Annotated in this window: 24 protein-coding genes; 9 read left to right on the top strand and 15 right to left on the bottom strand. The window is 71.9% G+C overall.

Going from position 1 to position 24,192, the window contains the following annotated elements; translation table 11 throughout:
- Window positions 1-71 precede the first annotated feature (71 nt).
- From ACIBUY_RS23660 to ACIBUY_RS23650, 3 genes are all read right to left on the bottom strand, one after another.
- Window positions 72-1,760 carry a methyltransferase gene (locus tag ACIBUY_RS23660; RefSeq protein WP_399153585.1) on the bottom strand — a complete coding sequence of 563 codons (1,689 nt, stop codon included), beginning with the start codon at window positions 1,758-1,760 and terminating at the stop codon, window positions 72-74.
- Between the two features lie 63 nt (window positions 1,761-1,823).
- Window positions 1,824-2,990 carry a 4-hydroxybenzoate 3-monooxygenase gene (locus tag ACIBUY_RS23655; protein WP_365565763.1) on the bottom strand — a complete coding sequence of 389 codons (1,167 nt, stop codon included), beginning with the start codon at window positions 2,988-2,990 and terminating at the stop codon, window positions 1,824-1,826.
- A gap of 262 nt (window positions 2,991-3,252) precedes the next feature.
- A complete protein-coding gene (locus ACIBUY_RS23650) occupies window positions 3,253-3,477 on the bottom strand; it encodes a hypothetical protein (protein WP_365565486.1) in 225 nt (74 codons plus the stop codon).
- Window positions 3,478-3,913: 436 nt separating this feature from the next.
- On the opposite strand from ACIBUY_RS23650, the gene ACIBUY_RS23645 reads away from it, so the two are divergent.
- On the top strand, window positions 3,914-4,597 hold the full coding sequence (locus ACIBUY_RS23645) for a GNAT family N-acetyltransferase (RefSeq protein ID WP_399153584.1): 684 nt from the start codon (window positions 3,914-3,916) through the stop codon (window positions 4,595-4,597).
- Between the two features lie 190 nt (window positions 4,598-4,787).
- Entirely contained in the window at window positions 4,788-6,428 is a 1,641-nt protein-coding gene (locus ACIBUY_RS23640) for a CocE/NonD family hydrolase (protein ID WP_399153583.1), read from the top strand.
- A gap of 66 nt (window positions 6,429-6,494) precedes the next feature.
- On the opposite strand, the gene ACIBUY_RS23635 is transcribed toward ACIBUY_RS23640, so the two are convergent.
- On the bottom strand, window positions 6,495-7,481 hold the full coding sequence (locus tag ACIBUY_RS23635) for an NAD-dependent epimerase/dehydratase family protein (RefSeq protein WP_399153582.1): 987 nt from the start codon (window positions 7,479-7,481) through the stop codon (window positions 6,495-6,497).
- Window positions 7,482-7,663: 182 nt separating this feature from the next.
- Here ACIBUY_RS23635 and ACIBUY_RS23630 point away from each other — a divergent pair, with 182 nt between their 5' ends.
- Window positions 7,664-8,785, top strand: a complete 1,122-nt coding sequence (locus ACIBUY_RS23630; RefSeq protein WP_399153581.1) for an NAD(P)/FAD-dependent oxidoreductase — start codon at window positions 7,664-7,666, stop codon at window positions 8,783-8,785.
- 70 nt (window positions 8,786-8,855) lie between these two features.
- Entirely contained in the window at window positions 8,856-9,485 is a 630-nt protein-coding gene (locus ACIBUY_RS23625) for a hypothetical protein (RefSeq protein ID WP_399153580.1), read from the top strand.
- Between the two features lie 28 nt (window positions 9,486-9,513).
- Here the strand turns inward: ACIBUY_RS23625 and ACIBUY_RS23620 are convergent, their stop codons facing one another.
- The 5 genes from ACIBUY_RS23620 to ACIBUY_RS23600 form a co-directional block, all read right to left on the bottom strand.
- Window positions 9,514-10,200, bottom strand: coding sequence for a M15 family metallopeptidase (locus tag ACIBUY_RS23620; RefSeq protein WP_399153579.1), 687 nt, complete (start codon window positions 10,198-10,200; stop codon window positions 9,514-9,516).
- Window positions 10,201-10,379: 179 nt separating this feature from the next.
- Window positions 10,380-11,183, bottom strand: coding sequence for an ABC transporter ATP-binding protein (locus ACIBUY_RS23615; protein WP_399153578.1), 804 nt, complete (start codon window positions 11,181-11,183; stop codon window positions 10,380-10,382).
- Window positions 11,170-12,225 carry an ABC transporter substrate-binding protein gene (locus tag ACIBUY_RS23610; RefSeq protein ID WP_399153577.1) on the bottom strand — a complete coding sequence of 352 codons (1,056 nt, stop codon included), beginning with the start codon at window positions 12,223-12,225 and terminating at the stop codon, window positions 11,170-11,172. Before ACIBUY_RS23610 ends, ACIBUY_RS23615 begins: the two co-directional genes overlap by 14 nt.
- 39 nt (window positions 12,226-12,264) lie before the next feature.
- Window positions 12,265-13,146 carry an ABC transporter permease gene (locus tag ACIBUY_RS23605; protein ID WP_365565468.1) on the bottom strand — a complete coding sequence of 294 codons (882 nt, stop codon included), beginning with the start codon at window positions 13,144-13,146 and terminating at the stop codon, window positions 12,265-12,267.
- Window positions 13,143-14,240 carry an LLM class flavin-dependent oxidoreductase gene (locus ACIBUY_RS23600; protein WP_365565465.1) on the bottom strand — a complete coding sequence of 366 codons (1,098 nt, stop codon included), beginning with the start codon at window positions 14,238-14,240 and terminating at the stop codon, window positions 13,143-13,145. Before ACIBUY_RS23600 ends, ACIBUY_RS23605 begins: the two co-directional genes overlap by 4 nt.
- 463 nt (window positions 14,241-14,703) lie before the next feature.
- Here ACIBUY_RS23600 and ACIBUY_RS23595 point away from each other — a divergent pair, with 463 nt between their 5' ends.
- Window positions 14,704-16,080: a serine hydrolase domain-containing protein gene (locus ACIBUY_RS23595; RefSeq protein WP_399153576.1), complete on the top strand. Its 1,377-nt coding sequence runs from the start codon at window positions 14,704-14,706 to the stop codon at window positions 16,078-16,080.
- A 15-nt stretch (window positions 16,081-16,095) separates the two neighbouring features.
- On the opposite strand, the gene ACIBUY_RS23590 is transcribed toward ACIBUY_RS23595, so the two are convergent.
- Complete coding sequence (locus ACIBUY_RS23590) at window positions 16,096-16,722, bottom strand: GrpB family protein (RefSeq protein WP_399153575.1); 627 nt, start codon at window positions 16,720-16,722, stop codon at window positions 16,096-16,098.
- Between the two features lie 83 nt (window positions 16,723-16,805).
- Window positions 16,806-18,254, bottom strand: coding sequence for an MFS transporter (locus ACIBUY_RS23585; RefSeq protein WP_399153574.1), 1,449 nt, complete (start codon window positions 18,252-18,254; stop codon window positions 16,806-16,808).
- Window positions 18,255-18,429: 175 nt separating this feature from the next.
- On the opposite strand from ACIBUY_RS23585, the gene ACIBUY_RS23580 reads away from it, so the two are divergent.
- Window positions 18,430-19,107 (top strand): helix-turn-helix domain-containing protein, encoded by a 678-nt coding sequence (locus ACIBUY_RS23580; RefSeq protein ID WP_365565456.1) that lies wholly within the window; start codon window positions 18,430-18,432, stop codon window positions 19,105-19,107.
- Between the two features lie 26 nt (window positions 19,108-19,133).
- Here the strand turns inward: ACIBUY_RS23580 and ACIBUY_RS23575 are convergent, their stop codons facing one another.
- Window positions 19,134-19,322 (bottom strand): DoxX family protein, encoded by a 189-nt coding sequence (locus ACIBUY_RS23575; protein WP_365565454.1) that lies wholly within the window; start codon window positions 19,320-19,322, stop codon window positions 19,134-19,136.
- A 446-nt stretch (window positions 19,323-19,768) separates the two neighbouring features.
- Between ACIBUY_RS23575 and ACIBUY_RS23570 the strand changes: the two genes are divergently transcribed.
- Window positions 19,769-20,578, top strand: a complete 810-nt coding sequence (locus ACIBUY_RS23570) for a PIG-L family deacetylase (protein WP_365565760.1) — start codon at window positions 19,769-19,771, stop codon at window positions 20,576-20,578.
- 33 nt (window positions 20,579-20,611) lie between these two features.
- Here the strand turns inward: ACIBUY_RS23570 and ACIBUY_RS23565 are convergent, their stop codons facing one another.
- Window positions 20,612-20,974, bottom strand: coding sequence for a hypothetical protein (locus ACIBUY_RS23565; protein ID WP_399153573.1), 363 nt, complete (start codon window positions 20,972-20,974; stop codon window positions 20,612-20,614).
- Between the two features lie 13 nt (window positions 20,975-20,987).
- On the opposite strand from ACIBUY_RS23565, the gene ACIBUY_RS23560 reads away from it, so the two are divergent.
- Window positions 20,988-21,218: a hypothetical protein gene (locus ACIBUY_RS23560; RefSeq protein WP_399153572.1), complete on the top strand. Its 231-nt coding sequence runs from the start codon at window positions 20,988-20,990 to the stop codon at window positions 21,216-21,218.
- A gap of 231 nt (window positions 21,219-21,449) precedes the next feature.
- A complete protein-coding gene (locus ACIBUY_RS23555) occupies window positions 21,450-22,148 on the top strand; it encodes a L,D-transpeptidase family protein (RefSeq protein WP_365565447.1) in 699 nt (232 codons plus the stop codon).
- Between the two features lie 125 nt (window positions 22,149-22,273).
- Here the strand turns inward: ACIBUY_RS23555 and ACIBUY_RS23550 are convergent, their stop codons facing one another.
- Complete coding sequence (locus tag ACIBUY_RS23550; RefSeq protein ID WP_399153571.1) at window positions 22,274-23,173, bottom strand: hypothetical protein; 900 nt, start codon at window positions 23,171-23,173, stop codon at window positions 22,274-22,276.
- Entirely contained in the window at window positions 23,170-24,180 is a 1,011-nt protein-coding gene (locus ACIBUY_RS23545) for an SPFH domain-containing protein (protein WP_365565442.1), read from the bottom strand. The genes ACIBUY_RS23550 and ACIBUY_RS23545 overlap by 4 nt, the downstream gene beginning before the upstream one ends.
- Window positions 24,181-24,192 lie beyond the last annotated feature (12 nt).

Raw genomic sequence — 24,192 nt, 5'->3', positions numbered from 1 at the left:
CGGCGCGATCTGTCGTCGTGATCAGTTTCGGCGGGACGCCTTGCCGTCGCGCGTCGAGCGAAACCCCCGTGTCACCCCGGCGTCGGATCGGTTCTGCGCGCGTGCAGCACATGCCCTTCGAGCGGCAGCGGCTCGTGTCCGACGAGGGTGAGGCCCGCGTCGCGCAGCAGCCGGGCGTAGTGGTCCGCGGTGCGTTCGCGGCCGCCGACGTTGCACCGCATGTGCAGATCCCAGGCGGTCGCGAGCGAGGGCGAGCTGTCGGTGGGCAGCAGCCGTTCGACCAGCAGCAGATCGGCGTCGGCGGACATCGCCCGAGCGCAGTGCCCGAGGATCTCCCGGCACCGGTCGTCGTCCCAGTCGTGCAGGATGCGGGAGAGCAGATAGACGTCGCCGCCGGACGGCACGTCCGCGAAGTCCCCCGCGACGAAGGCGCACCGCTCGCCGTCGAGCCGCTGCCGGGCGGCCTCGACGACGTGCGGCCGTTCCACCAGCACACCGCGCAGGCCGGGGTGGACGGCGAGGACGCGGCCGAGCAGTTCGCCGTTGCCGCCCGCGACGTCGACGACCGTCGCCCCGTGCGGCGCGCGGGCCGCCGCGGAGAGGACGGGATGGGCGGGCAGCGGTTCGAACATGCGGCGGCTGGCCGCCATGGACCGGTCGAAGAGCCCGGCCAGGTCCGGATCGCCCGCGAAGTGGTCGAAGTGATGCGCGCCGAAGACGTGCTCGAAGGCGACCTGCCCGGTGCGCACGGTGTGCGCGAGCGCGCCGAACGACCGGTAGAACGGCCCGCCGTACATCAACGCCAGCGACCGCATCGAATCCGCGTCACCGCCGCGCAACAGCGCCCCTGAAGGGGCGAGGCGGAAGCGGCCCGGGCCGTCCTCGACGACGACGCCCAGCATGGCGAGATAGCGCAACAGCACCGTCAGTGTGTCCGCGTCGGCATCCACCGCCTCGGCCAGCGCTCCCGCCTCGACCGCCCGCCCGGTGTCCATGGCATCGGCCACCCGCAGCTGCGCGAACACGTTCAGCGCCTGCGTCGTCCAGGCGCCCGTGAGCAGCCGCAGCATCGTTTCCGCAGGTTGCAGGCGACGGAACTCCCGCACATGGAGCGCGAGTTGGTCCCGGTGGTCCCCGGGTGCGTACAACTCGATGCGCCGGTACGCGGCCTTGGCCGTGGCCGGGGCGGCGAAGTAGAACACCGTGCCGTTCTCGTGCGGGTTGTAGCCGCCGCCGTCGGGCACCGCCCCGTAGCGGTCGAAGCACGCCCGCAGCCCCCGCAGCACCAGGGGATCCGGAGCCGGTACCTCGAAGGCGACGTGCGCCTCGTCGTGCCGGGCGCGCTCCAGCGCCGCGATCGCCTCCAGGCCGGAACCCGGCGGCACCGTCAGGGCGAACACCTCGACCATCCGGGGGCTGCCGTCGCGGCCCGGCACCACCGGGCGCAGGATGCCGACGTCGAGATCGGCCGCGGCACGCCCGTGCCGGACCGCCAGGCGCTCGCGCACCACCACGCTCGGCTGCGGCGGCGCGTCCACGCTCAGGCCGCATTCGGCCAGTACGGCGTCCAACTCGCCCTGGTGGCTGGGGAAGACGAGCAGCGCGGCGTGCGCGAAGCGGCACCGCTCCACGAGGGCGCGCAGTTCGGGGCCGTCGAGCCCGGGCAGCAGCAGCGGCAGCAGGGACTCGCTGTCCTGCTCGACGACGAAGTCGACCGTCGCGCGCAGGCGCGCCGTGTCGTCAGACAACACCGTGATCATTACGGGGCGTCCTCATTCCGGTATTCAGGTTGTTTCAGTGGGGGAGAGGGGGCGGGACGGTCCTCACACGCCGATGTACCGCTCGGCGAACCAGTCCTGCTGGCTGCGCGAGGTGCGCAGCGCGTTCATGCGGGCGCGCCGCAGCCGGTTGTGGAACTGCGCGGCCTCGTCCGTGCCGGACGGGCCGTGCAGCAGGTCGATCATCCAGCGCGAGAACTCCTGCGCCGGCCAGATCCGTTCCAGGCAGCGTGCCGAATACGTGGCGAGGCCCGAGCGGTCGCCGCGCACGAGGTCGTCGATGAGGGCGAGGGCGAGCAACTCGGCTTCCAGGACTGCCAGATTGGCGCCCTTCGCGGCGGACGGACTGATCAGACTCGCGGCGTCCCCGGCCAGGAACAGCGCGCCGTGGGACAGCGGTTCCAGCACGTCCGACTCGAAGTCGACGATGCCGCGCTGCACGATCGGCCCCCGGCGCAGCGGCCCGTACTCCTTGGCCCGCATCCGCAGGTCCAGCTCGTCCCAGATCCGCTCCTGCGACCACGACTCGGCCGGAGTGCCCCGCTCGACCTGCACGTAGTAGCGGGTGATGTCGGCGCTGCGCGCCATGTGCCCGGCGAACCCGCGCTCGTGCACCGCGTAGCCCACCGCGTCCAGACTCGGCGGCGCCTCGGCGAGCAGCCCCAGCCACGTCACCCGGTGGTCGCGGTGGTAGCGCCGCACCGCCCCGTCCGGCAACGACCCGCGCGCCGCGCCGTGCCGCCCGTCGCACCCGGCGACGTAGCGGGCCCGCCAGCGCCCGGGCCGCCCGTCCTGCGCGCGGACGCTCACCCACGGCCGATCGAGGTCGGCGTCGTGCACGGCGACGACCTCGGTCTCGAACAGGGCCCGCCCGCCGGCCGCGAGGAAGGACCCCAACAGGTCGGTCACCAGGTTCTGTTGGGGATAGACGGTGTGCAGCTCACCGAGGCCCAGGCCACCGTAGTCCAGGCGGAAGCGGCCGTCATCGGTACGGAACTCGCACGTGCCGTGGGTCTGCCCGTACCGGTGGAGCCCCTCCGACAGGCCGTGCCGGTCCAGGACCCGCACGGTGTGGTCGGCGAGGAATCCCGCACGCGCCCGGGTCCGGACATGGTGACGGCTTGCCCGCTCGAGGACGACGCAGTCGATGCCGCGGGCCTGGAGCAGATTGGCGACGACGAGCCCGGCGGGCCCCGCACCGAGGATGACCACGTCGGCCGCGCCGTCGGCGGATGACGTGAACTGACGATCTGTCACGGACGGGAGTTTATGCACCGAATCTCCACCTTCCCGACGCAAATCACCTGAATGCGCGCACGGGTTCTCCGTAACCGGAGGGCGGCTCGGAAGTGCCCCTGGTGAAGGAGGAGATGAAGGAGAGCCCGTGCGCGTTGGCCAAGAGGCCTGTCCGGCAGCTCGGATACTGCCGGACAGGCCCGAGGCTCAGCTTGTGAAAATCCGAACCGTGCGGTGATCAGTCGCAGCGCGCGCACAGGTGGGCGCGCCGGTCGGCGGCCAGGGACCGGCCCACCCCCGGCTCGGGGGCCCACCGGCCGCGGTGCGTCCGGTGCGACGGCGGGCCGTACGGCGACTGCCAGGCAGGCCGGTCGGTCCGCAGCCGGCGGATCGCCGTGTGACGCCGCGCGGCCGGGTCCTGGAACAGGCGGGCCGCAGCGCCGGGAGCGAGACGTACGTGCATCGCCTCCACGGTGAGGCGTGGAGCGGCAACTGCGCTCTCGTTCAATGCGCGGAGCCAGGCGTCGAAGGGCCTGTGGTGCACACGGGCACGGAGCGGGCCGTGTGCCCGGCAGCGCCCGGAGGCACACCGGTGGCAACGGCGGAGAACGATCGGCAGGCATGTGGGCGTGACCGCCCAGGTCGTGGACATGGAGAGACACCGATTTCAGTGAGAAGACCGCAGCGAAAAGGAGCGCGGCGCACACCTGCGTCGCGCGACGGATCAGCGTTCGGGGGTTCTCACTTGGTGTACATCGGCACGTCCTTGACGGGGTGACTGCGGGCGGCAGCACGCTAACGGCCTCTCGCCCCTCGCAGCCACTGAATTTACGGGCGGAGCACCGGTCCGCGCCCGCGAACTCGTAGACTCCGGCGGCAAAGAGCTCGGGGGGGGGCACATGATCCGGTCACTGCTGCGTCGCGGGCGAGCGGCTCCCAGGCTTCCGCGGCCCGGCCCCTGCGGAGGAGGACGGCACACGCTCCGCACGGAGCGCCTGCTGCTCTACACCCCGGCGACCATGCTGGACCTCGCCGTCGCCACGGCCTGCGGCTCGGACCCCGAGGCCCGGCGCTGGCTCGGCTGGGCGGACGGGCAGATCGTCACGGACGCGCGCGTGCGCGAGGCGCTGCTGGCGCTGCACCCGGGCGACCTCGACACCCGTCGATTCACCCCGCAGGTGCGGAAGTCGCTGGCACGGCCCTTCGAACCCGCCGCCGACCAGGTGGAGTTGCTGATCGGCGTACGTCTGGACGACGGCCGGTACGCCGGGAGCGTGATGCTGGACGCGGGCTCGGGCGAACTCGGCGGTCAACTGGCCCCGCACGCGCGCGGCCAGGGCCTCGGCGCGGAGCTGTTCGGAGCCGCCGTGCTCCTCGGCCACGCCCACCTGGGACTTCGTACCGTGCGAGCAGGGCACGAGTCGGCGAACGCCGCGTCCGCGGGCGCCCTGGCCCGCGCCGGGTTCGTCGCCGACGACGGACCCCCGCTCCACACCCTGCCGAACGGCCGCGAGGTCGACTCGTGCTGGCTGCGGCACACCTCCACGACCCCGCCCACGCGCTGCCCCGGCCGTGACGCATAGACCGCGCTCGGCCCTGCGCACCCTTTGAACTCAGGAGCAACACCGCCTAACGCTGCCTATCCGGCCATTCCGCACAAAGGCTCACCGACTACTCATCGCCGTGCCCCCGGGCGGAGGAGTCTCATCGGCGTCGACGTCGGAAGCCTTGCGGGACCGGAGCAACCCGGGCCCGCCGGAAGGGAGTTCGGACATGGCCTCTCGTGGGCAGGAACAGGCGCAGGGACGGCAACCGATCGGTCTCTATCCGGAGCTGGACGAGGCCGCGCTCCTCCGGTTCGTGAGCTCGCTCGAGAGCGGGGACACCGCCGGGCTGTCCGCCACCCGCGCGGAAGAGGCCGGCGAAGCACGGGCCCTGCTGCAGATGGGCCGGGTGCGCGTACCGGGAAGCGGCGGCATCGAGCTCGCCGGGTACCTGTGGAAGCACCAGGACGCACGGCCCCGCCCGGCGATCGTGATGCCGTCCCCGTGGACGGACCTGGGCTGGCTGGCGTACGCGGTGCAAGGAACCCTCTTCGCGCTGAGCGGGTACCACGTCCTCGCCTACACGGCCCGTGGCTTCGGCCAGTCGGGAGGCGAGGTGGAGGTCGCGGGGGAGGCCGACGTGAACGACGGCAGGGCCGCCATCGACTTCCTCCAAGAGGCCGCCTCCACGTCCGACATCGGGTTCCTCGGGGACTCCTACGGCTCCGGCATCAGCCAGCTCGTCGGTGCGCACGACGAGCGCGTGAAGGCCGTGGCCGCCCTGAGCACCTGGGGCGATCTGGGAGAGGCCTTCTACGAGAACGAGACCCGGCACGTCGGCTCGGTGACCGCGCTGCTCAACGCCGCGGCCAACGCCCGCCTCAGCGCCACCACCCAGCAGGTCTTCGACGACGTCCTCGCCGGGCAGAACATCGAGGGGACGCTCCAGTGGGCCGAGGGCAGGTCCCCGTACACGCACCGGGAGCTGCTGAACGACCGGCAGGTGCCCGTGTTCTTCGCCCAGGCCTGGCACGAGACGCTCTTCCCGAACAACCAGACCCTGCGGATGTTCAACGCCCTCACCGGGCCCAAGCGGCTCGACTTCTCCATCGGCGACCACTCCAGCCCCGAGATGAGCGGCATCCTCGGCCTGCCGAACCGCATCTGGCAGGACGCCCACCGCTGGCTGAACCACCACCTCAAGGGCGACGCCAACGGGATCGACAAGGAAGGGGAGTTGGTCACCCAGATCATGTGGGGCAGCGCGCTCGAAGCCGCCGCCGACTGGGAGGAGTACATCGGTGCGCCCCAGCGGCTGTATCTCGCCAGCACGGGCGCCGACACCGGTGACGGTGCCCTCACCGACAAGCCCGAGAACGGCTGGACCCGCACCATCGCCACGGACCACGACACCCTGGCCACCGTCGCCGAATTCATCATCAAGTCCGGCTACGCGGAGATGGCGGGCAACCCCAAGGTCTACGCGACCCGGGACATCAGCCGCAGCGACGCCGGTGTGTGGGTGGGCGCACCCCTCACCCGCACCGCCCGGCTGCGCGGCACCCCGGTGCTCCGGCTCACCTGTGCGTCCGACAGCGCGACGTCGAGCTTCGTCGCCCACCTCTTCGACGTCGGCCCGGACGACAACGCGCACATCATCACCCACGCCCCCGCCACCCGCACGGGCGAGGAGGGCTCTGTGCAGATCGAGCTGCAGGCCACCGGCTACGACGTGCCGGCCGGGCACCGCCTGATGCTGGTCATCGACAGCCAGGACCCGTTCTACGCCGACGCCAACGCGAAGGGCGCTTCCCTCACCGTGTCCTCGCCGGACGCGCACCCGTCCTACCTGGACATCCCGCTGGCCTGACCGACCGTCCGGCCGAGTGCGGTGCCGGGGCGGTCCGCCCCGGCACCGCCCCTGGCCTCCTCGTGCTCATCCCCACGCTTCCAGCAGGGCGCGTTCGCGCTCGCCGCTCAGGCCGGCCCGGCGGGGCCGGTCCAGACCCTGCTCCCGCTCCCAGCGCAGAACGTCCGCAAGCAGCTCGGTCCTCGGCCGGTGCCGAAGGCCCGCCGCGGCGGCCGCGGAACCGTCGCGGGCGCTGAAACCGGCCCATTCCGGGTCGGCCATCCACATGGCGAGCGACTCCGGACCCATGAACTGCCCCACCTTCTGCTCGAGGAGCCACTCGGTGCCGGCCTCCACCAGGGGCCCGGTGTGACCACCGATCTGCCGCGACAGCGCGAGCCACTCTGCGAACGGCACGATCGGGCCGACCGCGTCGTACGTGCCGGTCGTCCCGTTCCCGGCACAGTCGAGGAGCCACGCGGCCAGGTCCCGTGCGTCGACCGCCTGCGTCGCCACGTCGGTCCAGGCGGGCACCAGCAGGGGCGCCAGCGGCTCGCGTGCCGCGCGTCCCACCCAGTACCCGGTGCGCCCGGTGTGGTCACCGGGACCGCCGATCAGTCCGGCGCGCGCGACGAGGAGCCGGTCGCCCACCGCGGCCGCCGACGCCTGCTCGCAGGTCACCTTCGCGTGCCCGTACTCCTCACGGTCGACCTCGTCCCCCTCGGCCGCCGACAGGAGCTGAGCCGACTCGTCCGCGCCCACCTGCGCGTGCGAGGCGTACGCGCTGATCGACGACACGTACGACCAGTGGGCCGTCCGCTCGCCGAGGGCCGCCAGCGCCCCGCGCACGAAACCCGGCTGCCAGGACACCTCGACCACGGCGTCCCAGTCCCGGTCCGCCAGCCCCTCGTACGCCGAAGGGTCGCGCCGGTCCGCGACGACCAATGACGCGCCGTCGGCCACCGCGCCGCTCTCGCCGCGCGCCAGACACGTCACCCGATGCCCGCGCTCCAGTGCCTGCCGCGCGATCTCGCGGCCCACCCACGCCGTCCCGCCCAGTACCAAGATCTCCATCAGCAGACTCAAACACACCGGCGTGCGGTTGCGGGACCCTGCTTCGCCGAGGGCATAGGAGAGGTGCCGTCCGACGGCCCGGCTGATATGGGCCTCCCCGTGCGGGGCAGAAGACTCGGCGCGAGGGGGTAGGGGCCTGGGGGAAGCGGGAGTTGGGGCCGGATCCTGGAGGGAGTACGCGGGTGGGCGTCGAGGGAGTGCGGCGGCGGGCGCGGGTCGCCGTCATCGGCGTGGGCATGCTCGGAGTCTGCGTGGGCTGGAACCTGGCGCGGCTCGGTGCCGAGGTGGTGCTCGTCGACGCGGGCCGGCCGGGCGAAGGCGTCACCGACTGGTCGTTCTCGTGGGTCAATGCCGCCAACAAGACTGCGCGCAGGTCGTACTTCGAGCTGAACGTCGCGGGCATGGCGGAGCACCGGAACCTGGCGGCGGACATCGGGCCGGACGGCTGGTGGTTTCCCAGCGGCCACCTGCGCTGGGCGGACGATCCCGCGGGACAGGAGAATCTGCTGAACTCGGCCGCACTGCTGGCCGGTTGGGGCTACACGGTCGAGGTGTGCACGGGGGCCGAGGTGCGCCGCCGCCTCGAACCCGCCCTCACCGTGCCGGACAGCACGCCGGTGCTGTACTGCGCCGACGAGGCGTGGGTGCACGGACGTCGTCTCGTCGGCCGGCTGGTCCGCCGAGCCGTCGCGGCCGGGGCCGAACTGCGCACCGGCACCCGGGTCCGCGCCATCGGAACCGGCCCCGGGCGAACCGTCAGGACCGTGACGCTGTCGGACGGGAGCCGCCTCGACGTCGACGCCGTCGTGAACGCGGCGGGACCCGACGCGGCCGACGTCGCCGGGCTCGTCGCACGGCACCTGCCGATGCGGCGCGAACCCGGCTTCGTCGCCCGGATCGACTGCGCCCGGGTGCCGGTCCACCGGGCCATGCACGCGCCGCACGTCGAGCTCCGCCCGGACGGACCGGGCACGGTGCTCCTCCACAGCCGCGAGATCGACGCACTCGTCGACACCGGTGCACAGCCCGCGGAACTGGCACGCCTGCTCCACACCTCGGCCGGGCACGTCGTCGCGGAACTCGGCACCGCCCGTGTCGCACGGACACGGGTGGCCCACCGGCCCGTCCCAGGCGACGGCTTCCCTTCGGTGGGAGCCGTGCCCTCGGTGCCCGGCTACTACGAGGCGGTCACCCACAGCGGCATCACCCTCGGCCCCGTGATCGGCCGGCTCCTCGCCGCGGAGGTCCTCGGCGGGAAGAGGGCCGGGATGCCGGCGGACTTCCGCCCGGAGCGGTTCACCTGACCGGCCCCGGACAGGACGTGCGGAGGCCGGACGCCAGGCGCTCCGGTGCGTTGCCGCATAGCGTCGGTTCATGGGCAGCAGCGAGCAGGGCGTTCTCATCGGCCGTGACGGAGGCCGTGACGAGCCCGCGCTGCCCAACGGGAACGCGCCGTACGCGAGCCTGCGGCCCCGCCCCGGCGACCGCGCCCTGAAGCTGCTGTGCCGGGCGGTGCCACCGCTGTGGGCGGCACTCGGCTGGCGTACCGCGGCCGACGCCTTCGGGCACTACCTGCGCGGCACGGGCACACCGTTCGCGCTCGACGCCCACGCCCTGCTCGCCGTCCCCGTCGTCCGCGACGCCGTCGATGCACAGCTCGCCCACTGGCGGGAGGAGGCGCGCACCCTGCCGCCGGGAACGTACCCCGCCGACAGCGGGTGGCGCGGGGTGCTGATCACCCGGTCTGCGAGCCGCGACCTGTGGCTCGCGCTGCGCGGGGTGCAGTTCCGGGTCGTCGGCAGCGCCGAGGTCGGGCCGGACGGGACCGTGCGAACGCCGTACCGCTTCTCGGTGCACAAGACCTGGAACTTCGACCGCGGCGAGTCCGAGTACGGCATCCCGTTCACACCCTTCGCGCGGCTCCACGAGACGGGCCTGGCAAGGGAGTTCACGGCGGAGGGCGAGACCGACGGGCCCGTCGGGCCGGGCGCAGGGCCGAGGTGATGCGCGTCGACGCGCGGTCGGCCGCCGGTCACTGCTGCATCCTCGGGTCCTGCGTGGGGTCGGCATACATGCGCGGGCAGCCGTGGGCGACGGCTTCGCTGCGCAGTTCGAAGTGCCAGGGCTCGTTCCGGTAGATCTGACAGAGCCCGTACGCGGCGCCGTGTTCCGACAGCCAGGTCGCCGCGTTCGTACGCCCGATGTCGACGGCGTCCCCCGAGACGTGGGAGGACGTCTTCGCGGTGGCCACCCAACGGGCGGCCTCTTCCTCGGACCCGTACTCGGCGACGGCCCGGCGCAGCAGCTGGTCCTGGTACCGCGGGGAGCGCCAGCCACTGTTCACGTAGAACGCGACGCCGCCGCCGGAGGCATCGGTCGCCGCCCGGCGCAACGCCTTCAGCAGCTCGGGGGTGAGGTGGGACACGGCCGGAACCCCGTCGTCGAAGACCGTCGTGCCGTCGGGGACGACACCGTCGGTCTTGCCCACCGCGCCACGGGGCTCGCCGCGGGAGTCCCGTGGCGGCGCGGGGGACTGTTCGAGCGAAGGCGACGAGTCGGGGGAAGGCGACGGTGACGCGGTCCGGGAAGGCGGGGACGCCGCGGCTTCGGAAGAATCGGAATGATCAGAAGAATCGGAAGAATCGGAAGAAGAGGAATGCAGTGCCTGATATCCGAGAGGTGCGGCGATCGCCGCGATGACGGCTATCAAGCCGATCATGAGACGCCGGTGAGTCCGACGCCTCGGATTCCGGACCGATGACGGGATGCGATGCATGTACGCCAGTCAAGACAGCGCGGCGTTGTCGGCCCGTATGGGGTTTTTGCTACAGGGACGATATGTGCCGGGCCGCATGGCTGCCCGAGGACGCCGGGGAGAAGGTCTCCCCGGCGCTGGCCTCAGGCCGTGGCCGCGCCGCGCATGACCGACGCCAACTCGCCCCGCAGCGAGGAGAATTCGGCCGTCGACCTGAGATCCGCGACGGCGGCCGCACCCGCGCCGCGCGCCAGGCCGATCGGCACCTCGGACACGATGCGCCCGGGCTCCGCGGCCATCACCAGGACCCGGGAGCCGAGCAGGACCGCCTCCTCGGCGGAGTGCGTCACGAACAGCACGGTCGTGCCCGTGGTGTCGGCCAGCGAACGTACCTCCTCCTGAAGCCGCTCCCGCGTGAGGGCGTCGAGCGCCGCGAACGGTTCGTCCATCAGCAGGACGTGCGGTTCGGTGGCCAGGGCACGGGCGATGGCCACGCGCTGCTGCTGACCGCCCGACAGTTCCCAGGTGCGGCGGCCCGCCATCCCGGCGAGACCGACCCGCTCCAGCAACTGCTGTGTGCGGTCCGCGCGTTGACGGCGGGGCACGCCGTGCCGGGCCAGGGCGTAGGCGATGTTGCCGCCGACGGTGCGCCAGGGGAACAGCCGGGGCTGCTGGAACACGACACCGACGGAGCGACGTACGCCGACGCTGCCCCGGGCCGGGGTCTCGAACCCGGCGATCAGCCGCAGCAGCGTCGTCTTGCCGCATCCGGACGGCCCCACCAGCACGACGAACTCGCCCGCGCCGACGGTCAGGGAGACGGCGTCGACGGCCGTGACGGGAGCCTTCGCGGAGCCGTAGCGGACGCTGACCGCCTCCAGCGTGATGTCGTCGACGTCCGTGGCGGTGGAAGCGGTCGTGGTGGCGGTCGTCTCAGCGGGTGGCACGGGCGAGCTCCTTGACGGCGAGCGCCTCGGTGAAGACCGAGCGGGCGGGAACCGCGTCGACGGCCTTCTGTCCCTTGAGGAACACGGCGGCGTCACGCAGATTGTCGGCGAGCTCGCCGGGCGCGGCCGGGGTGCCGAGGTAGGCGGCGCCCTGCTGCTGCTTGGCGCTGAGCAGGACCAGCTGCTTCAACTGGGCCTGCGCCTCAGGCGTGGAGATACCGAGTTCGGCGCCGATGGAGGCAGCGGCCTCGGCCGGGTCGGACTTGGCCTGGGCGACCGCCTTGTCCTCCGCCTTGAGCCACGCGGTGACGATCGACGGGTGCTTCGCGGCGAAGTCGTCGGTGACGACGCCCAGGTCGGCCGTCGGCTTCCCGGACTTGGCGATGTCGCGGCTGGTGGTGAGGACCGTGCCGTCCTTGTGGAGTTCGCCCAGGGTGGGCGTCCACACGTACGCGGCGTCGATGTCCCCGCGCTGCCAGGCGGCCAGCGCGTCCTGCGGCTGCAGGTCGATGAGGGTGACGTCGGACTGCTTGAGCCCCGCCGCCTGCAGCGCGGCGAGCAGCGAGTAGTGCGACGTGGAGCCGAACGGGGTGGCGATCTTCTTCCCCTTCAGGCGCGCCACCGTGGTGATGCCGGTGCTCTTCCTCGCGACGAGGGCTTCGTTGTCGCCGATGACGTCATGGATCCACAGCACCTTGTACGGGATGTTCAAGGGCGCGGACAGGCCCTTGGTGACCGGGCTGGAGCCGGCGAGTCCGAGGTCGACCGCCCCGGCGATCACGGCGGTGTTGACGTCACCGCCCGAGTCGAACTTCACCCACTTCACATCGACGTCCGGCAGGGCCTTCTCCAACAGGTGCTGGTGTTTGACGACGAGGTCGGCATTGGGTATCGCCTGGTAGGCGATGCGCACCTGGACACGGCTCGAGGCGGTGTCCGAGGCGCCGGTGCCGCAGGCGGTCGCCGCGAGGGCGAGGGACAGGGCGGTGGCGGTCACCAGCGGCGTGCGACGGGCAGGACGTGCGGGCACGGCAGAAGGCATGGCGGAACTCCTGGACTGTTGAAGCGGGTTGACGGGGAGTCAGGCGCGGCCGCGCCACGGGACGGCGATCCGTTCGACGCCCTTGAGGAGGGCGTCGAGGACGATCCCGGAGATGCCGATGGCGAGAATGCCGACCACGACGACCGCGGTCTGGTTGTAGCGCTGGGCGTCACGGATCATTCCGCCGATGCCGGGCACGCCGTTGATGGTCTCGGCCGCGACGACCGAGGTGTAGGCGACGCCGACGGCGATCCGGATGCCGGTGAGGATCTCGGGGAGCGCGGCGGGCAGCCGCACCGACAGCAGCAGGGACAGCGGCCCGGAGCCCAACGCCTTTGCCGCTTCGACGAGTTCGGCCGGTACGTCGCGGACGGCGGCGGCCGTCGCGGCGGCGATCGGCGGCAGCGCGGCGATGACGAGCAGCCAGATCTTCGGGGACTCGTCGATGCCGAACCAGATGACGAGCAGCGACAGGTACGCCAGCGGAGGCAGCGTCCGCAGAAAGGTGACCGCCGGTTCGAGGACGACGGCGACCGGCTTCACGGCACCGATGAGCAGTCCGAGCGGCACACCGACCAGAGCGGCGTAGCCGGTGCCGATCCCGATCCGCCGCAGGCTGACGCCGAGATGCTCGACGAGCAGGTGGTTGCTGAAGCCCCGTACGCCGTCGTGCACGGAGTTGGCCTGGACGAACGCGTGCCACACGTCGCCGGGGGAGGGGACGAGGACGCGGGGCCACAGCTGAGCGGCCACCGCGGCCTGCCAAGCGGCCAGCAGAACGGCAAGCGCCACGGCGCGCAGGGCCAGCCAGCGCAGGGCCGGCAGGTAACCGCGCAGGCGTGCCGCCGCCCCGGCCGGTGCCGGACCGTGCGACACCGGACCGTCGAGACCGGGCCGGTCCGCCGTCTGCAGCGCGCTCATCGGGCATCGCCCGCGGCCAGGCGGCGCAGCCGCGGGGCGACTTCCTCGCCGACCCGGAAGGCCTCCTCCAGATGCGGATAGCCGGAGAGGATGAACTCGCAGATGCCCAGCCTGCGGTACTCGTCGAGCCGCTCGGCGACCTCGTCGTGGCTGCCCACCAGCGCGGTGCCCGCCCCTTCCCGGACGAGCCCGATTCCGGCCCACAGGTTCGGCGCGATGGTCAGACCGTCCGTCGAACCGCCGTGCAGCGACGTCATCCGGGCCTGCCCCGCGGAGTCCATGCGGGCGAAACGCGCCTGGCTCGCCGCGACCGCCTCGGGGTCCATGCCCGCCAGGATCCGGTCCGCCTCGGCCCACGCCTCGTCGGCCGTGTCGCGGCTGATCACGTGCAGACGCAGCCCGAAGCGCAGCCCGGGGCTGCGCTCGCGGAGCCGGCGCACCCGCTCGGCGACGGCGTGCGGCGGCTCGCCCCACAGGAGTTGTACGTCGGCACGCCGCGCGGCCACCTTCTCGGCGGCCGCCGATGCGCCGCCGAAGTAGAACGGGACGTGGTGCTCGACGGCCGGATCGGTGAGCTGAGCGCCCTCGATCCTGACGTGCTCGCCGTGGAAGTCGACGCGTTTGCCGTCCAGCAGATCACGCAGCACGGCCATCACCTCGTCGGTGCGCTCGTACCGCTGGTCGTGCGCGAGCCGGTCCCCGTAGGCGCGCTGCTCGGCCGGGTCGCCGCCGGTGACGATGTTCAGACGCAGCCGTCCTGCGGTGAACCGCCGGAAGGCGTCGGCCTGTTGGGCCAGCAGCGTCGGGCTGGCGAATCCCGTGCGGAAGGCGACGAGGAAGCCGATGCGCTCCGTGTGCTGCGCCAGCGCGGACGTGAGGATCCACGGATCCACACAGCCGAGCCCGACCGGAGTGAGCAGGGACGTGAACCCCACCTGCTCGGCGGCGCGCGCGACTTGGGACAGATACCCGACATCGGCGGGCCGCCGGGTCGCCGCACCACTGCGCGCCTGTACGGAAGTGACGCCGCCGGGGTCGCGCCCGTCACCTCCGGTGGGCAGGAACCAGTGCAGCAAGGGACGGGATTCGGGCATGACGACACCTCGACAGACAAGCAGAAGGCAACACAGGGCCCGCGCCCCGGAGTTCACGAAGGTGCGGGGCGCGTCAGAACGAGAAGGAAGCCGTCCACGGACGGCGTGGCGCTACCGGGGCCGAGCCACTGCGAGGCTGTACGGAGAGCTTCAGCAGTGCGGCGCGGGGCGCTGCGAGAAGGCCCGACAGAGCATCGTGGAGACACGCAGAAGATCTACGTGACGACGCGAGACGAGAACGAGGGCCATGTGCGCATCCTCTACGTGGGCATGCCACCGGAACAACACCGTTCCGTATCGCGGACATTGACGTCTCGCATACCGGGATCGGTGGGAGGGCGTCCCGGGCCCCGATCGCCGTTCCACCGGAAATCGGTCCCGGCCCGCGTGGATCTTCTGTTAGGAAGTCGGAATGCCTTCTCAGCGCACGCTGCTTCCACGCTCGGCACCGGCTGACTCGGGGATGTCGTCCCGTGCGATCGCCGCGCTCGTCGACCGGCTCGAAGCGCGATCCGGCACGTGTCACTCGCTCATGATCGTGCACCACGGTCACGTCGTCGCCGAAGGATGGTGGGCGCCGTACTCGGCCGAACGCCCCCATCTCCTCTACTCGTTGACCAAGTCGTTCACGTCGATCGCCGTGGGCCTCGCGATCGACGACGGGCTGCTCTCCCTGGACGACCGCATCGTGGACGTGCTGCCCGACCACGTCCCGGCCGACGCCTCGGAACAGGGACGCCGCATCACCGTTCACCACCTGCTGTCCATGACGGTCGGACATCCGGCGGACAGTCTCGAAGAGGCGTGGCAGAGGGAACCCGGCGACCTGGTGAAGGGCTTCCTGCGCCTGCCGTTCGGCATTGAGGAGGGAACACGGCACACCTACGACAACACGACCACCTTCGTCCTGGCCCGGATGGTGGAACGGGTCACCGGCCTCGGCCTTCCGGAATTCCTCGACGAGCGCCTCTTCACGCCGATGGGCGTCGAGCACGCCGAGTGGGACCGGGTGGCGAGCGGTGCCGCCTTCGGATTCCACGGCCTGCACCTCACGACCGAAGCCGTCGCCGCCTTCGGTCAACTGCTGCTGCGCGGCGGCCTGTGGGGCGATGAGCAACTCGTGTCGCGGGGCTGGGTGGAGCTCGCCACCGCACGGCACGTCGACTGCGAGTGGGTCCTCGACGGGGCGGACCAGTTGGACTTCGCCCGCGGGTACGGCTACCAGTTCTGGCGGTCGCGGCACGGCTACCACGGGCAGGGCGCCTTCGGGCAGCAGTGCGTGGTGGTCCCCTCGCACGATCTCGTAGTCGCCATCACCGCCGAAGGCGAGTCCCAGGAGGTGTTCGACGCCCTGTGGGAGTGCCTGCTGCCCGGCATCGGAGTGCGGGACAGCGCCCGCGACGACGCACTCCTGGCCGACCGGCTGCGGCGCCTCGCGCTCCCCTTGGTGACCGGCGCGGCCGATCCGGAGCGTTCGGTCAGCGCGAAGATCGACGCCTCCGCCGAGGACGCGGCCCTGCCCGACGGCACGACGGTCGTCGTCGAACCCACCGCCCGCGGCTGGCTCGTACGCGTCGAGTCGCTCTTCGACATCGAGGTCGGCCACCACACGTGGCGGGAAAGCTCCCCGCTCGGCCGCCCCGTCGTCGCGGCCGGAGCCTGGCAGGGCGACACGTTCGTCGCCGACCTCTTCGTCATCACCAGCGCGCACCGGGTCCGCCTGGCCGTCGACGCCGACGCGGGTACGGCGACGGCGGCGTGGAGCGCCGTGCCCCTCACCGGGCCGAGGATGGAACTGCACCTGAGGGACCCGCTGAGCACACGGCCCGACGTCGCGTAGAGGGCTGCCCGGGGCCTACGCGTCCGGCCCGGATCCGTCGCCCGCCATCGCCCGCTCCAGGATCGCCGCGACGACCTCGGACTTGGCGTCGGCGTAGTTCTGCACGTACTCCCAGGTCTGCCGGGACAGCGACCGCTTGGCATCCGCGTACAGCTTGCGGTCACCGTCGTCCGTGCGCAGCCGGTCGCGGAAGCGCAGCATGCGGACGACTTCCTCGCAGCCCTCGGGCAGGACGTGCAGGTTGGCCGACTCGCTGCTCGGGTCGAGGTCGTACTTGCGCAGCAGGCGGTGCTCGTACCACTCGGGCTCACGGATGACGAGCGTGTAGCCGAGCTCCTCCAGGGCCGGTACGTAGCTCGCTTCGTCGCCGGCGTCCGGGACGATCAGGAGCACGTCGATGACCGGCTTGGCGGGCAGGCCGGGCACGGACGTGGAGCCGACGTGCTCGATCCGGTGCTCGACGTGCCCGAGGAGCTCCCGCATGCGGGCGGCCTCGCGATCGAAGACCACCGGCCACCGGGGGTCGTACTCCCGCAGCGTGACCCGGCCGTTGAGCTTGGGCGGCGCGGCCACGTGGGCCGCCTCGATCTCCTCGGTGGTCATGGCGGTGCGCGGCTCTTGCGCTTCGGGTCGTTCGGACATGGGAGCTCCTGTAAGCACTGTGCGGCGATCGTGGCAACACCGCACATCCAACGCTACGCACACCAACCCGGGGAACTCCGGCGTCAGTTGCGGGCCGGGACGAGGTCCTGGTCCCGGTCGGTGCGGGGCTCGGGCGGCGCGACGCGTCGGCTCCCGCGCAGCACGGTGAGCGCGATGACGGCGGCCGCCAGCAGCAGCGCCGCGCCGAGGGCAAGCCCCAGGGCGTAGCCGCTGTTGAGGGCCTCGATGGTGGTGGCGGTGCCGGTGCGGTGCTGGGCCGCGGTGCCCAGTGCGGCGAGGCCGAGCGAGGCGCCGATCTGGCGCGAACTGTTGAGCAGGCCGGAGGCGGTGCCGCTCTCGTGCGCGGCCACACCCGCGGTGGCCAGTGAGACGACCGGGCCGAGGCAGAGCCCGAAGCCGACGCTCGCGACGATGGAGGGCCCGAGCACGTCGACGACGAACGACCCGTCGGCGCTGATCAGCCCGAACCAGCCGAATCCGACGGCGGTGAGCAGCGCGCCGACGACCAGCAGCGTGCGCGGCGCGAACCGGTGGCCCAGCTTCACGGCCAGCACCGAACCGGCCACCACACCGAGCGCGAAGGGCAGGAACATCAGCCCGGTCATCGCCGGTCCCGTGCCGAGGACGCGCTGCACGTAGAGGGACACGAAGTAGAACGTGGGCGTCATGGCGGCGCCGACCAGCAGGTTGTACGTGTTCGCGCCGGCGACCGAGCGGTGGGCGAACAGGCCGAGCCGCAGGAGCGGTTCACGGGTCGTGGTGCGCTCGACGTACAGGAACGCGGCCAGCAGCAGGGCGGCGGCCGCGAGCGTGGTGAGGGTGGTCGCGGACGTCCACGCGTGGCGGTCCGTACGGACCACGCCGAACACGAGCAGGGCGATGCCGGAGGTGGCGAGCACCGCGCCGACCACGTCGGGACGTCCGCCGCGTACGGCCGAGGGTCCGTCGGCGGCCCCGCGTCGCGCCAGCACCAGGGCTCCCGCGGCCATCGGTACGTTCACGAACATCACCCAGCGCCAGCCCGCGTACTGCGTGAGCAGACCGCCGACGAGCACCCCGAGCGCACCGCCCGCGGCGTTCATCGCGCTCCACACGCCGAAGGCCTTCACCCGGGCCCTGCCCGTGGGGAACGTCGAGGTCAGCAGGGCGAGTGCGGCCGGGGCGAGCAGCGCCGCCCCGACACCCTGGGCGGCGCGGGCCGCGACGAGCTGGCCGGGTGCCTGCGCGCACCCGCCGACGAGCGAGGCGAGCCCGAACAGGCCGAGCCCGGCCAGCAGTACGCGCCTTCGCCCGTACCGGTCCGCGGCCTTGCCGCCCAGCAGGAGCAGCCCGCCGAACGTCAGGGCGTACGCATGGATCACCCAGGTCAGTCCCGCTGCGTCGAAGCCGAGGCCGGCCGCGATCCGGGGAAGTCCCACGTTCACGACCGACAGGTCGAGGGAGACCATGAACTGCACGACGGCCACGGCGGCGAGCGTGCGCCCCGGCCGGATTTCCACATGACTGGTCATCGTTTGCTCCGCATCTCACGGGCTGACGGCGGCTTCAGGAACGTACTGAAACGTGCTGACACACTTTAGGAACGCGTTCCGAAAGTAGCATCGCGCGCAGTGCCTCGTGAAGTACTTTCGGAACGCGTTCTGAAAGTGATGCGCACGCGCCGGTGCGGGCGGCATGATGGGAACCGTGTCCCGATCACCCGCATCGCGCGGCCGCACCGGCCGCCCGCCCGTCACCTCCCGCGCCGAGATCCTCGGGGCGGCCCGCCGGCTCATCGACCGTGACGGCTGGGAGAAGCTGACCGTCCGGCGGCTCGCCGCGGAGCTCGGGGTCGGGTCGACGACGCTCTACCACCACCTGCGCAACAAGGAGGACCTCCTGGTCCTCCTCCTCAACGACCACGCGACGCGCATCGAACGCCCCGCGCTGCCGGCCGATCCGGCCGAGCGCATCGTCGCGGCCGCGGTCGCGATGCACGACGCCCTCGCCGACTGGCCCTGGGCCGCGGAGGTCCTGACCGTCGACGGGTTCGTGGGCCTCCTCGACGCCTCGGCGCTGTGGATGGTCGAAGCGATCGTGGCCGGGGCCGAGGACGCCGGATGCACTCCCGAGCGGGCCGTCGACGTCTTCCGTGCCGTCTGGTACCTCACCGTGGGCGAGATCCTCGTCCGGATCCGCTCGACGCACCACCCGCGCGACGTCCAACTCCCCGCGCGCGAGGGCGCGTTCACCGACTTCGACGCCGACACCCTTCCCCGCCTGGCCGCGATCGGCCCCCGGTGGCCGGAGCTGGCCGCCCACGACGTCTACCCGCAGGCGCTGCACGCCCTCGTCACCGGCTTGCTCGCCGTCACACACTCGTGAGGTTCTTGAAGAGCTGACGGGCGCCCTCAGGCGGAGAGGACCACGCCGATCGTGCTCGCCGCCTTGAGCGCGGCCAGACTCGGGAGCCAGGCGTCGGGCACGCCCAGCTCGGTCATGCTCGCGGTGATCGCTTCGTTTCCGGTGAACGTCAGGAAGGCCGATGCGGCCAGGGCCGGGGCGAGCACGGCGCCGACGACGGCACAGGTGACGAACATGAGGGCTCCCGGGGTTGTGGGCCGGTGACCCAGAAGGTGCTCGCGGAGGCGCTCCAGGTCGACCCGAGCGTCCTCGTCTGCCGCGCTCTACGCGGTGGAGCGGGAGCTCTTCGCCGGCCTCTCCGAGTGCGAGCGCCGCGCGCTGCGCACCGCGCTGGGCAAGTTGCGCGCGTCGCCGGAGGGCTTCACTGCACGGGCGAGGACGCCGGTCAGCAGGCCGCGTTCCCATTTGTGCGCGAGGTTGTGCGAGGCGTTGTGTGAGGCTTCGTGTGCGGCGGGAACAGTTCGTGCGTCCGTCACTGTTGCAACGGCCGGAGGCCGGGCGCCGTGGGGCGGGGGAACGCGCACGTGACAGAGCGTCCCGACGGACCCGGACCGAGGCCTTTTCACACAGGAGGAATGTTTTCATGAACGACCGGCCCAGGAACGACCGCCCCTTGACGCTCATGGCTGTGCACGCGCACCCCGACGATGAGGCCACCAGCACGGGAGGCGTCCTCGCGAAGTACGCGGCGGAGGGCGTCCGCACGGTCCTCGTGACGTGTACCGACGGCGGCTGCGGTGACGGTCCAGGGGGTGTCAAGCCGGGCGATCCCGGCCACGACCCGGCGGCCGTCGCCGTGATGCGACGTCAGGAACTCGAGGCGAGCTGCGGCATTTTGAAGATCAGTCACCTGGAGACGTTGGGCTACGCCGACTCCGGGATGATGGGCTGGCCGGCCAACGACGCCCCGGGTTCCTTCTGGCGGACGCCCGTCGAGGAGGGGGCCGCCCGCCTCGCCGAGCTGATCCGGCACTACGAACCCGATGTCGTCGTCACGTATGACGAGAACGGCTTCTACGGCCACCCCGACCACATCCAGGCCAACCGCATCACCATGGCGGCGCTGGAGATGACTGAGCTGTCGCCGAAGGTGTACTGGACGACGATGCCGCACTCGGCGATGCAGCGGTTCGGGGAGACCGTGCGTGAGTTCCACGAGGACATGCCGGAGCCGGATCCGGCCGAGGCCGCCGCGATGGCCGAGCTGGGCCTGCCCGACGAGGAGGTCACCACCTGGGTCGACACCGCGGCGTTCGGCGCCCAGAAGTTCGACTCGCTGGCCGCACACGCCAGTCAGGGGGAGAACATCTTCTTCCTCAAGATGGGCCTGGAGAGGTTCACCGAGTTGATGGGCGTCGAGACCTTCGTGCGCGTCCAGGACACCACCGATGCGCCGCTGCCGGAGGACGACCTCTTCGCCGGACTGCGCTGATCCGCCGACCGTGCGCAGATGACCTGACCGTGCTCAAGAAGTGGCGCGGCGCCCGGCGCACAGGGCACGGTCGACGAGGGCGGAGGCCGCGATCACCTGCTCCGTGACGTGCTCCGAGGTGTCGCCGCGTGCCTCGGACATGGAGACTACGGCGCTTCGCCCGCCGTCGCCGCCCTCGTGGCTCCAGTAGGTTCCCCCGCAGCTCACGGGACGTTCGACCAGGCCGAGCCCGTACCGGCCGCCGGGCCACTGCTGTTGGGCGTCCGCGCTCACGGGGACGGTCCGCCTCATCTCGGCGAGTTGCCGCGCCGGCAGCAGGCGGCCCGTGAGCAGCGCGCGGAAGAAGCGGTTCTCGTCCCGCGTGGTCGTGGCGAACGCCAGGATCGAGTGGTCCACCGAGATCTGGTCGGTGACGTCGCCTCGGGAACCGGGGCCGAAGAGCTGGCAGGCGCAGAGCACCACCTACGTCGCCCCCGTACCGGCCGTTCCCGCGGGCGGCACCCACACGCGCGAACCGACCCTGGAGAACCTCACCCACCAGGCCCCGCGCTACGCCCAGGCCAGTGTCAGGACCTCGATCCCCGGCGACACGAACCCGTCGGACAACTCCGGCTACGCCGACCTCACGTTCCGCGGGTAGCGGTAGCCCGCATCCCCAGAGATCCCCAGAGATACCCGGATATGCCCTGAGGTGCCCGGAGATCCCCAGAGGGTTCCGGGGGACGGTTTGTCACCGTTCTGTGCCAAGCCCGGCCGCCGTACAACGCAGACGACCGTTGCCATGTCTACCTGGTCACAACCGTGATCGGCAGTGGGCGACGTGCCCACGCTCAGCCGGTCGCACGGTGGGGATCGGGAGAGAGGAACTGCCATGGGGGACATACGCAGACGGGCCGTGGCCGCAGTCGGTGTCACCGCGTTGGCCGCACCGCTGCTCGTGGCGCTGGGAACTGTCCCGGCGCAGGCGGCGAGCAGTTGCACCACGCAGAGCGGGCCGTACCAGAAGAAGGTCGAGAAGTTCCTCGGCCGACCGGTCGACGGCAAGCAGTCCGCCGCCGACTGCAAGGCCATCAAGGCCTTCCAGAGCAAGCACGGCATCACGCCGACGATCGGCTACGCCGGGCCCGTCACCTGGGGCGTGATGGACCTGATGAACCAGCAGAAGGCCATCGGCAAGACCCCGAACAAGGCCGGAAAGTGCCCCGTCAACAAGGGGCGGATCGCCTGCGTCGATCTCACGCACCAGCTCAGCTGGATCCAGGACGGGAAGAAGCTCGTGTACGGGCCGGTCCCGGTGCGGACCGGTCGCAACGGGTACGAGACGCGCACCGGCCTGAAGAAGATCTACTGGCGCCACATCAACCACGTGTCGAGCATCTACCACGTGGCCATGCCCTACAGCCAGTTCTTCGACGGCGGTGAGGCCTTCCACTCGGTGGGCGTGAGCATGTGGAACCCGCCGGGCTCGCACGGCTGCGTCAACATGACGTCGGCCACCGCGAAGAAGTACTGGTCCCTGCTGCGCACCGGCGACGACGTCTTCGTCTACGGCCGCAAGCCGGGCACCTGACGGGACCACGGTCCGTCCGTCCATCATCCGTACGGATCGTGAGTGACGGGGCGTCAACCATGGCGCCCCGCCGCATGGTTGACGCCGCTTCAGCCGCTTCAGCCGCTTCAGCCGCTTCAGCCGATTCAGACGATGAGCCGGAGCCGCTCGGCGCAGACGCCGACGCGGATCGTCTGTCCCCAGGTCAGCTCCAGCGAGTCCGCCTCCATGCCGTCGCCGAACGCGACCAGGCGCTCCGACTCCACGGTCAGGGACAGGCGGGCCGTGGCCGCGAGTTCCCCCGCGCTCAGTCGCGTCCCTGTGACCGGTGAGGGCCACGCCTCCCGGACGAACCACAGCAGCCGCTCGTCCGTCGGCCCCGGCAGCCGTCCGGCCCCGCCCCGCTCCTGCCACACCGACCGGATCCAACCGGTCGCCCCGGTACCCGTGCCGATGAGCACCCCGGAGGAGGCCTGGGCCTCGACGGCACCCCCGTCGCCGTCGAGGCCCAGGAGATAGCGGGCGGTGCGATGCCCGGCGGCGCCGACATAGATCTCGTTGAGCGCCACCAGCCGCTGGGCGTCGTCGGTGACGGCTTCCACCATGGTCAGTTCGTCGGCGTCCGCCCGGGCGTCGAGCGTCACCGACAGCAGGCGCGCGACGTCGGCCGGCCGGTGGCGCACCAGGACACCGGGATGGCGGCCGGGGTCCGTGTCGACCCCGATCACGGGCCGCGCTCCGACGTACTGGGCGACGTTGGCGACGAGCCCGTCCTGTCCGACCGCGATCACCACGTCCTGCGGTGCGAACAGGAACCGGTCCAGATCCGCCCGTTCCACCTGCGCGCGCCGCCAGTTGAGGGGCACGGCGGCGGCGACCTCGGCCAGGGCCCGCCGCATGCGGTGGTGCCGCTCCGCGACCTCGGCGATGTCGCGGCCGCGCGAGGCGAGGAAGAACGCGGCCTGGCCGTGCGTGCCGTGCCGCGCCACCAACTCCTCGTACTCCGTGGTGCGATGGACCACGACCGCGCGCGGCGCGAGGCTCATGCCGACGACCCGTCGTGCGGACCGAGCCGCGCGAGGAGGCCGGTGAGGACGTCCGGGGACACGGTCACGCTCTCGATGCGCGGCAGGTTCTCGGCCAGTCGCGTGCCGGTCAGGGCGTGCAGCGTCGCGACGTCCGCTTCGCCGTGCACCCGCAGCCAGGCCGCCTGCGCCTGGGCCCGCGCCTCGCCGACCTCCCGCGCGCCCTCGGCCTCCGCACGGGCCAGCCGCACCGCGCGCTCGGCCTCGGCCCCGACCCGTACGGCATCGGCGGCGGCCTGTTCCTCGGCCTCGCGGCGGGTGTTGGCACCCCGCTGCTCGACCAACTGCTGCTCCCTGCGGGCGAGTTCGATCTGGCTGTCCAACTCGTTCTCGGCGATGGCGCGTTCCCGCTCGACGGCGACCGCGCGCCGCTCGTACGTCGCCCGGTCCGCCTCCTGCTGGATGCGTTCGCGCGCCGGAGTGCGCAGGGCACGTTCGACATCGGGCTCGGGGCGCAGCGCCATCACCCGCACCGCCACCACCTCGATCCCGGTGGCGGGCAGCCGCGGCTCCTCGCGCAGCCCCGCCGTGACGGCGTCGCGGACCGCGGGCACCCCGTCGACGAGGGCCGACGCCAAGGTCGTACGCGTGAGGACGTCCAGGGCGTGCTGCTGCGCGGTCTCCGTCAGGAGCGTCGCCAACTGCTCCAGCGGCGAACCGCGCCAGACACCGGAGTCGGGGTCGACGGAGAAGTCCAGGTGCGCGGCCGCGACACCCGGGTCCCCGATGCGATACGTCACGGTCGCCTGCACGGCCACGTCCTGGAAGTCCGCGGTCCGCGCGTGGAACGTCATCGCCAACTCCCGGTCGTCGACCGGGACTTCGGAGAGAGCGGCGGACAACGGGCGGAACCAGAAGCTCAACCCGGCGCCGTCGTGGGCCAGTCGGCCCGAACGGTGGTGCCGTACGTGGGCGGTCGGTGCGGCACGCAGATGACGCCAGCCGAGGCGTCGGGTGATGTCGACCATGGAGAGCCCCCT

The organism is Streptomyces sp. NPDC050085 (assembly GCF_044460595.1).
Lineage (GTDB): Bacteria > Actinomycetota > Actinomycetes > Streptomycetales > Streptomycetaceae > Streptomyces.
Note: the sequence above shows the minus strand (reverse complement) of the source record. Positions and strands in the feature narration are given on the sequence as shown.